Genomic DNA, 10,317 nt, shown 5'->3' with positions numbered 1-10,317 from the left:
GTGGTCTGGCTGCTCAACCCGCTGGCGGCGCAGCTCGGTGGCTATGGCCTGCTGCTGGCGGTTCTGTTTCTGCTGCTGGTGTCGTTGGCCGCGTGGCTGTATGGCAAGGTTGAATATGGGGCCGCCCCGCGACGAAAGATCACTTACTACGGGCTGGCCGCGGCTGTGGTCGTCGGGGGCTGGTGGCTCTGTTTTCATCGGTGGTCGAGCATTCCGGACCTGATCGAGCGGCAAAGAGCATTGGTGCTGGGGGCGTGGCAGCCGATCCCGGCAGGTTCGCGGCCGACAGACGAATTCGCCGGCCTGGTCTGGAAGGGGGACAAGATTCCCTGGATACCCTACACCCGCGAGCGGGCTCGCCGCGCCGTCGATACGGGCTACACCGTGTTCATCGACTATACCGCCGAGTGGTGCGTCAACTGCAAGGCCAACGAGAAAGCGGTGATCAATACCCAGGCGGTTCACGAAGCAATGAAACGACTGGGTGTGCTGCCGTTCAAGGCCGACTACACGTTGCCAAGCCGCGAGATTGCGGAGGATTTGAAGAGGTATGGAAGCGGTGGTGTCCCGCTTTATTTGATCATGCCTGCGGGCAAGCCGGATCATGTGATTCGTCTGGACGAAGTCCTGACGGCGTCATCGCTGATCGGCGGGTTGGAGAGGGCGGGGCCGAGCAAGCCGAGCTTGCAGGCGGGCGGAAGCTGAGGATCGAGCATGGCCGAAGACCGGCTACCTGTCCTGCTGGATACCGATATCGGCAGTGACATCGACGACGCGGTGGCGTTGACGTACCTGTTGAGCCAGCCTCGGTGCGAGCTGGTGGGCATTACCACGGTGACCGGCGAGCCGGCGGTTCGTGCTCAGCTCGCCGATGCCATCTGTCAGGCGTTCGGCCGTAAGGACGTGCCGATCCACAGCGGCGCGGGCAAGCCGCTGCTTGTGCCCCAGAAACAGCCGGATGTTCCACAGCGGACGGTGCTGTCTCGATATCCGCACCGCGAGACATTTGCGGCCAACACGGCGGTCGACTTCCTGCGTCAGGCCATCCGCTCCCGGCCCGGCGATATCACGTTGCTGACAATCGGCCCACTTACCAACGTCGGGCTGTTGTTTGCCCTGGATCCCGAGATTCCGGCCCTGCTCAAGCAGCATGTGATGATGGCGGGCGTGTATGCGGATCGTCCGCCGGGCTGTGGTTTGACGGAGTGGAATGTCACTTGCGATCCGCACGCATCTGCCATTGTTTTCGGGGCCCGGCCACCGGTGGTCAGGTGTGTCGGGCTGGAGGTGACCACGCGGTGCGAGATGCCGGCAGAAGAGTTCCGGAGGCGATTCAGCGAGAGGCCGCGGAGGATCGTCGGCGAGATGGCGGAGGAGTGGTTCAAGCACCGACCGGTGGTGACTTTTCACGACCCGCTGGCCACAGCGGACATCTTCCAGCCAGGAATCTTGAGCTATCGTGCCGGTTTGGTGCAGGTTGAGCTGGAGTCGGACAAGCTCAGGGGCCTGACGCATTTCGATCCTGATGCCCCTGAGAGACCTCATCAGGTGGCCGTCGGCGTGGAGCCGGATGCTTTCTTCGAGCACTATTTCGAGATCGTGCGGTGAGCCTGATGCAAACTTTCCTCCGGCTTTCGCATTGAGGTTTATCCGGCGACGTCGCGGTTTCAAATTCGACGCTTGGGACAGGGCTTATTGCCGCCATCGTCACTTCGTGGCGCTCTCGTCATTGAAGACCGGGTATCCGTCGCGGATCTCCCAGAAGCCGTCATCGCGCTTTTTCAATGGCCGGCCGTTTTCCGCTCCGGGTTTGCGGCGGTCTCGCAGCAGCAGGATCAGGTCCGAGCTGACCGCCGGGTTCTCATAGAAGTAGCTGTGTCCAATGAAGCCGCTGCTGACCTTGGCATCGATGAACTGCAGGTGGGTTATCGCAGCAAGCATCCGCTGTTGCTCGGGAGTCAGATCGTTTCCCCGCAGTTGACCCAACCGTCTCAGGCTGCCAAACAGAAAATCGGCCAGCTTCATCGCCAGATCTTTTTCCGACGTATAGACGGTGGAACACTCAGGCACCAGCGGAAGGCCTTCGGCAGAGATTCGCTGGGTTGTCACCTCGATGTCCATGTCCGCAGCAGCCAAAACGAGAGTACCCAGTTTGAGTTGGGATCGTGTGTCCTTGCCGGCCGCCGTGCATTCGATGTGCAGCTCCCGCAGGGCCGTCGCGATGACGTCCGTTCCGCGGCTGTGGGCAATCAAGTGCATCTTCTGCAGATCGGGGCATGAGGCCAGAGTTCTCAGGAACTGCTTGAGATGAAAGACGGTGAATTCGCCCGATTCGCGGTCGTGCGTATACGACTGAATGATTCCCTCTTCGTAGCCGGCGGGCCAGGAGTAGAGGACGGGCACTCCCTGACGACCCATGAAGTGCCATAACTCGGCGATCGTGCCCGCTGCGTAATCGAAGGTGTTTCCGACGCCGTGGATATAGACGTACGCTTCCTTAATGGGAACGACCGCCAGGTGCTCGGAGAGGAGTGCCTGCAGCGCCTCATTGGCTTGTTTTTCCTTTTCTCGGGCGGCCTCGTCGACCACCGGCTTTCCATCGACGACGCGGAAGTTGACCGCGTCGGGGTATCTGCCTTTTTCGTCGATCCCGACCACGGACAGCGGCAGCGGCCGCGTGCGCCGGCGCATACGGCTTTGTACGACCAGCTCTTCCCATGAGAGATTCTTTCCGATTTCGACCATGCACGTGCCAAAGCCCAGCGATTGCGAACGGTTTACGTCGTATTGCAGGCCCCGTTTCTTGTGCTGAAAGGGTACGCGATCGGTGGCGTACAGTACCGGCACGCGGTTGCTCCGGTGCTGCGGGGGCACGTCCTGGAAGAGGTTTCGACGGGGGTCAGCACAGATGTTCGGCGTGGGCATCAGCTCGCGGCCGCATCCACCGGCAAGCAGGATCGCCACGATCAGGACTGCAGCCGGGCGACTTCGGTGTTCGTGTTGGGGAAGGAAGAGCATGCCGGATCTCCAGAATACAGGGCTGTTCGGTGAAGGTGCCATGCCTATCGTATCCGAGTCCCGGCGTCGAGCCACGCGCGGCCGTTCGCTCTTGGGCTTGGCCGGGCCGGCAGAGATTGACTCAAAGTCCGTATTCGCGGAGTTTGCGGTAGAGCGTGCGGGCGCCGATGCCCAGGATCTTGGCGGTTTTCTCGCGGTTGCCGCCGGTGAGCTTGAGGGTGTTGGCGATGTGAATGCGCTCCATCTGCTCCATGGTGAGGCCGGCGGTTCCGGCGGTGCCGGCCAGGACGATGTCCGTGCTCCCGCGGATGTTCTCCGGCAAGTCCTCAATCTCGAGCTGGGGGCGGTCGGCCATGACGACCATGACGTCGATGACACTGCGAAGCTCGCGGATGTTGCCCGGCCAGGAGTAGCTGGTGAGGCGCCGAACGGCCTCCGGGCTGATCGAATCGACCTTCTTGTTGTGCAGGCGGCAGGCCTCCTTGAGGAAGTGGTCGATCAACAGCGGGATGTCGTCGCGGCGCTCACGCAGGGCAGGAAGCCGAATGGTCGCCTGGTGCAGCCGGTAGAAGAGATCATCGCGGAATGCGCCGCTGTCGATCATTGCCCGCAGGTCGCGCCGGGTGGCTGCAACCACGCGGACGTCGACCTTGCGAACCTCGGTGCTGCCAACGGGCAGAATCTCGCCGTTTTCGAGGACTCGCAGGAGTTTGGCCTGCATGGGCAGGGGCATGTCGCCGACCTCGTCCAGAAAAAGGGTGCCGCCGTCAGCCACCTCGAAGAGACCTTTGCGGTCGGAGATTGCTCCGGTAAATGCTCCCTTCACGTGCCCGAAGAGTTCGCTTTCCAGCAGGTTCTCGTTGAGTCCGGCACAATTGATCGCCCGGTAGGGTTTGTTGCGGCGAGGCGAGTGGCGATGAATGGCTTGGGCGGCCAACTCCTTGCCGCTGCCGGATGGCCCGAGGATCAACACGGTAAGCTTGCTGTCGGCGACGCGACGGATCATGTTGATGATCCGCTCCATCTGTGGATTGCCGGTGACGATGCCCTCGAACTCGAACCGCCGTTCGACCTGTTCCTGAAGGGCGCGTCGATGCCGGTTTCGCGTGGCCTGATCCGCGGCCGCGAAGATGGTTGCCCGGGCGTCGTCGGCGTTCATCTGGCGTGGGATGCGCCGGTATACCCGCACGGCGTCTTCGGTGGTCGAGTCGTCGGGAGGTCTGCGGGCTCCGTCGGTGACCAGGATGATTTCCGCCTGCGGAGCGAGCCTTCGAGCCTGGCGCAGCAGATTGTCATTGCCTTTGTCGAAGAGCGATTCGTCTGCCACGATGACATCGGGTTGCCGGACGCGAATGCTGTCCAGGGCTTCTGAGCCCGACGGGACGACCAGGCAAACATGGCCCTGCTCGCTCAGATCCTTGACCATTGCCTCGGCTCGCAAGGCGTCCTTTTCCACGATCAAGATGAAAGCGGTTTCAGCCACGGTTGCACGACCTTTCTTGCGATGGCCGTCGACGACCGGCCGGTCGAAATTCGTATTATAAGGCGCCCTTGCGGTTGCTTGAATCATCTGGGAGGCCGTCTTGGATGCGAAAAAGGCTCGTTGCTCGGGATTGCCGGCGGGACTCTTCTCGGTCGGCAACGAGGCAAGGGGGCTTGGCCGTAACGGCTGCAAGGTATGCTCGGGACGTGCGGGCCCCCGTGGTCATTCCCCCTGGGGTCGCCCAAGATGATCACCGAGGACGCCGGCAGCAAACGGACGGCCGCTCAGACGGTCAGCTTGGCTCGGCGGACATGGTGGGCTTGGAGACCCTTTTCGGACTCGACCAGTTCAAACTCCACAGCTTCGCCGTCCTTCAGGCTCCGGAAGCCCTCGCCCTCGATACTGGTGTAGTGGACAAAGATGTCCTTGTCCTCCTCGGGTTGGCGGATGAACCCGAATCCTTTCTTGCAATCGAACCACTTGACTGTGCCGGTAGCCATGTGCAGTACCTCCGGCAAGAGCGACGTTTCGCACCCCCCGCGCGGAACATCTTGACAGACTTGGACGTGCCGGCCCGCGAATTCGATTGCGCCGACTGCCCCGGAAGACCCCCGCCCATGTCCGACAACATCGTGCCGAGACGGGCACCTGTTCACACGACCTATCCGGGGCGGTCTGCACACGGATACCCGACCGGCGTGCGTCCGGAAACACACGTACCACAAAAGGGTATCCGACCTGATTCCTATGCAACGTCCTGCGGAGTCACGCAACACCGCGGACGATCAAGACGCATGCAGATGCGGAGAGGCCCTGGCACGAATTGCATGGCCGCCCCTCGGCACGAAGCCGATTTCGGAATCCGTGAGCCGGTTGCGTTTGCCCAGGTCTCACTTCTTTGCCTCAGCCGTTTCCTCGCGGAGCACGGCCTTGCGGCTGAGTTTGACGCGTCCTTGGTCGTCGATGAGGATGACTTTCACTTTGAGAACGTCGCCGACCTTGCACACGTCCGTTACCGATTTCACGTATCCGTCTGACAGCTCGCTGATGTGGCAAAGGCCGTCCTGGCCTGGCGCGATCTCAATGAAGGCGCCGAAGTCCTTGATACCCGTCACGCGACCGGTATAAATCTTACCGACCTTGACGCCTTCGCTGATCTGCTCGATCATATCTCGAGCTTGGATGGCACCGGCCATGTTCAAACAGGAGATGGTGACCTTGCCATCATCCTCGATATCTATTGTAGCACCGGTTTCGGCCTCAATACTACGGATGCCCTTACCGCCTGGTCCGATGACGGCGCCGATCTTCTCCGGATTGATGGTTATCGTCAGGATACGAGGAGCATAGTCACTGATCTTGGGTCTGGGGCGATCGATTATCTTTAGCATCTCACGGAGAATGAACTTACGTGCGTCACGGGCCCGCTCGAGCACCTGGGCAATGGTGTCCTGAGAGATGAACCTTTCCTTTAGGTCTAGCTGTATGCCTGTAATGCCGCGTCCGGTGCCTGCGACCTTGAAATCCATGTCGCCGAAGTGGTCTTCCTCGCCAAGTATGTCGGTTAGTAGGACCCGCCGGCTGTCGTCGTGGACGCTCCCGATTGAAATCCCAGCCACAGGCTGGCTGATGGGAACGCCCGCGTCCATGAGTGCCAACGTTCCGCCGCAAACCGAAGCCATCGAACTCGAACCGTTGGATTCCATGATTTCGCTGCTGAGTCGGATGGTATAGGGGAAAGTGTCCACCGCAGGCAGGACCGCTTCCAGCGATCGCTCCGCTAAGGCCCCATGACCGATCTCGCGTCGTCCTGGACCCATGATCCGTCTGGTCTCGCCCACGCAGAAGGGCGGGAAGTTGTAATGAAGCATGAACTTCTTGCTGTATTCCTCGACGAGGCCGTCGATGATCTGCTCATCCCGGGCGGTTCCCAGCGTTGTTACGACGATGGCCTGCGTTTCACCCCGGGTGAACAGTGCTGACCCATGGGTTCTGGGGAGGAAGCCCACTTCGCCGGAGACAGGTCTGATGTCCGTTGGTGAACGCCCGTCTGACCGACGGTTTGTCTCCAGGATCTGTTTACAGACAACCTCTTCCTCAATCTTCTGGAGACAGTGCATGACTTCGCTGCGGACATAGGGGGGGGTGTCGACGTCTTCCGGCGAGAGCTCGTTCAGGATCTGGTCGTAGAGTTCTTTGATGGCATTCTGACGTTCGAGTTTGCCGGGAATCTGCCGCCGCTGCCACATCTGGTCGTAAGCTTTTTCGCGCACGAGGCGGGACAGTTCGTGGTTCGGTTCAGGAGGTTGCCAACTGCAAGGCTTTCCTGCAGCTTGTCGGAGCTCGGCGATGGTTTTGCAGATCGTCTGGATGGCCTCGAATCCCTGGGCAATGGCCTCCAGGACGATTTGTTCGCTGACTTCCCTGGCACCGACCTCGATCATATTGATGCCGTCCTTGTGGCCGGCGAGAACCATGTCGAGTTCGGAGGCCTCGACTTGGTCATAAGTCGGGTTGATGACGATCTGGCCGTCAATGTAGCCTACCCGAACCGCCCCGACCGGCCCCTCGAAAGGGGTTGAACCGATGGCCATGGCGGCCGAAGCGGCGTTGATCGCCGTGATGTCCGGGTCGAGTGTTGGGTCGGCGGCCAACACCAGCGTCTGAATCTGCACTTCGTTGACGAATTGCTCGGGGAAGAGCGGACGGATCGGCCGGTCGATCATCCGCATGGTGAGAATCTCCTTGTTGCTCGGACGACCCTCTCGTTTGAAGAAGCCGCCAGGGAACTTCCCGGCAGCATAGGCCTTCTCGCGGTAATCCACCGTGAGAGGAAAGAAGTCGCCCTCGTCGCGAGGTTCGCCCACCACTGAGGTGCCCAGCACGACACATTCGCCGTAGGAAGCGACAACCGCTCCGTCCGCCTGCTTGGCCAGCTTACCTGTCTCAAAAGACAGCTTTCTTCCGCCAACTTCGCATTCCACCTTCACAATCGCCATTATCCCAGCACCTACTCTTTGCCTTTCTTGAACTGACACCGATACGCGCTATCCGGAAGCCGGTCACCCTGAGGGTTGGACCCTCCAAAGGGGGACTGGCGGTCCACCTGACGCTGTACTGCCGCTGCCGGAAGATGGGGAGGGTTGTTATGGGCTGACCGGGGGGAACCCGATTCGGGCTGGGAGTCGCGGGATACTACTTGCGCAGGCCCAAGCGGTTGATGATCTTCTGGTAACGTTCGCGATCTCGATTGGTCAGGTACTTGAGCAGACCCGAGCGCCGGCTCACGAGCTTGAGCAGGCCGCGTCGAGAGGAGTGGTCGTTCTTGTGTGTTTTCAGATGCTCGGTCAGCTCCGAGATTCGTTCGGTAAGCAGCGCCACTTGGACCTCGGGTGACCCGGAGTCCCTCTCGTGCTGCCGATACTCAGTTACCACTTGCCTTTTGCGCTCAGCCGTTATCGCCATCGCCGCCTACCACAGACCGAATGCCAAAACCAGGAACCAACTGTTCCAGCCATTTGACGGCCTTGGCCGGCCGCCAAACCTAACAATTCCCTTACCCTTTCTTCTGTTTCCGATGCACCACTATATGCCGGTCGGGGCAGCTTTGCAAGGGTGACAGGCTGGGCGGTTTTTTCAGAACCTCAATCTGAAAGAGTACCGCAGTCAAGGCGCGATCTCCCCTATTGATTGATGCGAGTCTTTGGTGGCCATTTTCCTGAGTTCGGTTTTGGATTTCACGGGTGTGGGCACAGGGTTGGGGACTCGCGTTCTCAGAGGCGAGGAGATCGCGGATCTGCTTTTCTTGGTCGTCGGGGGTGGTCTCGATGGAGACCTCGGTTCTTCGCTCTTGGGACAACCTTGGCGGACAAAGTCCCGCATGGCCTCCAACTGCTCCAGCGACAGGCCCGTCACTCGCCCTCGCGTGCGGTGGCACATTTTGCCGTTCTCGCGAAAGGTCTCCGGAAACAGACCGTACACGTAGGGATGTTTACGCCGCCGATCCACAAAGATCTCGAGGTGCATGAGCTGCCTCCGTACATGGCCCAAATAACCGAAAATATATCATTAAGTACAGCCGATATCAAGAATAAGAGCAAAAATGTACATGGCTACATTTGAAATGCAGAACAGCAGACAACTACTTTAGCGACAATCATTTATAGCGTTTTGTGGGAGGGGTGAACCGCCCCCATGGCTACATTTGGACTGCAGAACGGCAGCCAACCACCGCAGTTACAGATACTTGCCTTGTTTCATGGGGGGGTAAGTTGCCGCGTGCGCTTGACAGGCGACAGTGACGAAGGAACGGAGAGGGCGGGATTCGAACCCGCGATACAGCCTTAACGGCCGTATGCCGGTTTAGCAAACCGGTGCCTTCAGCCACTCAGCCACCTCTCCAACTCAGAACCTATCTCAGAACCTGTGGGGGACCGGCTTGCGGCCGCTCGGCTTTCAGGGTTCTTGGATAGGCTCCTATTGTGTTCGCCCCCACAGTGGCAACCCACAGGCCCGTCGGCACAGCCACCGTCTCGGTTCATGGATGCATCGCCATGTCGACGCGGGACGGTATCTTGCCATGGTGCCAGACCTGCATGCTCGACGACAGCGACCACCCCTAATCTATCGTTTACCTCGCGTATGGTCAAGAACTTACGGCCTACCCCGAAACCTGTGGCGGGATCAGCTTCCGGCCGGTCGGCTTTCGGGGTCTCGGAAAGGGCTTTTGGCCTCACGTCGGCCTAGCGCTTTGCTGCCCGCCAGCGTGATTTTTCCGGCGGTTTGACGCCTCCGGCCGTCCTTCGTATAGTGCCACCTGATTGTGGCCTCGGATTTCCGGAAGAACTTAAGAGCCCGCTTGGGCATGGAGGTATGCGATGAAGGGCAACGATAAACTGATCGCGGTGTTGAATGACCTGCTGGCCGACGAACTGACGGCGATCAGCCAATACATGGTTCATTCGGAGATGTGCGATGGCTGGGGTTATGAGGCCCTGCATAAGAGCATTGAGGCCCGAGCTATCGTCGAGATGAAGCACGCTGAGAAGCTGATTGGTCGCATCCTCTTCCTGGAGGGTACGCCGCAGGTCGACAAGCTCAAGAAGATGCAGATCGGCTCGGATGTTCCCAAGCAATTCGCAAACGACCTGGAGGCCGAAATCGGGGCCTGGAAAGCCTATAACGACGCCATCAAGCTGGCCAACGACGTCGGGGATGCTCCGACCAAGCACTTGCTCGAAGAGATCGTCCGGGACGAGGATGCCCACATCGACGATCTTGAGGAGAAGCAGGATCAGATCAAGCAGATGGGCCTGCAGTTGTTCCTGGCCAACCAGGTTGAGGCGTAAAGGCGCGACAACCATCGAGGATGGCCCGCGATCGCGGATTGGCGTGCCCTGATGCTTTTCTTGACGGGCCGGGGGATCTATTCCTCGGTCTCCTACTGGTACTGTTCCGGCGAAATATCCGAGTTCTGAGATGGCCGATCGACCAGGGCCCAGTTGGCGCAAAGGTAAGGTGGCTGGGTGGGGGGATGGCGGGCTCTGCAGGTCAACCGAGCGAGGCTGGCGACCTCCCGGAAGGCGGGTTGGAGGGCTGGGGTGAGATGTTCGGGGTGGAACGGATGACGGGGAACCGGCCACGGGTTTCCTTAAGTGTTTAATTGATAAAGACTTACGATCTCGGTTGGGTTCGTTTGGCGCGGGGGGTGGTCGGCGGTCGGTGTCCGGCTTTTGGCGCGCGAGGGTCGCTTCGGGATCTGTTGCGGCCTGGCCATGTCGCCAGCCGAGGATCAGCGGTCGGTCAGAGGGGACGGA

General features: G+C 60.1%; 9 protein-coding genes and 1 tRNA gene. 3 read left to right on the top strand and 7 right to left on the bottom strand.

Annotated features, from left to right (window positions below):
* The coding region (locus PLL20_20250) for a thioredoxin family protein (protein HPD32332.1) at positions 1 to 705 on the top strand (705 nt) is incomplete at its 5' end.
* A gap of 9 nt (positions 706 to 714) precedes the next feature.
* Positions 715 to 1,608, top strand: coding sequence for a nucleoside hydrolase (locus PLL20_20245; GenBank protein ID HPD32331.1), 894 nt, complete (start codon positions 715 to 717; stop codon positions 1,606 to 1,608).
* 99 nt (positions 1,609 to 1,707) lie between these two features.
* Here PLL20_20245 and PLL20_20240 read toward each other — a convergent pair whose 3' ends face one another.
* The 7 genes from PLL20_20240 to PLL20_20210 form a co-directional block, all read right to left on the bottom strand.
* Positions 1,708 to 3,018 carry an alpha/beta hydrolase gene (locus PLL20_20240; protein HPD32330.1) on the bottom strand — a complete coding sequence of 437 codons (1,311 nt, stop codon included), beginning with the start codon at positions 3,016 to 3,018 and terminating at the stop codon, positions 1,708 to 1,710.
* A 121-nt stretch (positions 3,019 to 3,139) separates the two neighbouring features.
* Complete coding sequence (locus PLL20_20235; protein HPD32329.1) at positions 3,140 to 4,588, bottom strand: sigma-54 dependent transcriptional regulator; 1,449 nt, start codon at positions 4,586 to 4,588, stop codon at positions 3,140 to 3,142.
* Positions 4,589 to 4,785: 197 nt separating this feature from the next.
* A complete protein-coding gene (locus PLL20_20230) occupies positions 4,786 to 5,001 on the bottom strand; it encodes a cold-shock protein (GenBank protein ID HPD32328.1) in 216 nt (71 codons plus the stop codon).
* A gap of 390 nt (positions 5,002 to 5,391) precedes the next feature.
* On the bottom strand, positions 5,392 to 7,500 hold the full coding sequence (pnp, locus tag PLL20_20225; protein HPD32327.1) for a polyribonucleotide nucleotidyltransferase: 2,109 nt from the start codon (positions 7,498 to 7,500) through the stop codon (positions 5,392 to 5,394).
* 196 nt (positions 7,501 to 7,696) lie between these two features.
* Entirely contained in the window at positions 7,697 to 7,966 is a 270-nt protein-coding gene (rpsO, locus tag PLL20_20220; GenBank protein HPD32326.1) for a 30S ribosomal protein S15, read from the bottom strand.
* A gap of 201 nt (positions 7,967 to 8,167) precedes the next feature.
* Positions 8,168 to 8,527, bottom strand: coding sequence for a hypothetical protein (locus tag PLL20_20215; protein HPD32325.1), 360 nt, complete (start codon positions 8,525 to 8,527; stop codon positions 8,168 to 8,170).
* Positions 8,528 to 8,810: 283 nt separating this feature from the next.
* Positions 8,811 to 8,902 (bottom strand) — tRNA-Ser (locus PLL20_20210).
* A gap of 476 nt (positions 8,903 to 9,378) precedes the next feature.
* Between PLL20_20210 and bfr the strand changes: the two genes are divergently transcribed.
* Positions 9,379 to 9,849 (top strand): bacterioferritin, encoded by a 471-nt coding sequence (gene bfr / locus PLL20_20205; protein HPD32324.1) that lies wholly within the window; start codon positions 9,379 to 9,381, stop codon positions 9,847 to 9,849.
* Positions 9,850 to 10,317: the final 468 nt, after the last annotated feature.

The organism is Phycisphaerae bacterium, from assembly GCA_035384605.1.
Lineage (GTDB): Bacteria > Planctomycetota > Phycisphaerae > UBA1845 > PWPN01 > JAUCQB01.
This window is presented reverse-complemented; position numbering and strand designations above follow the sequence as displayed.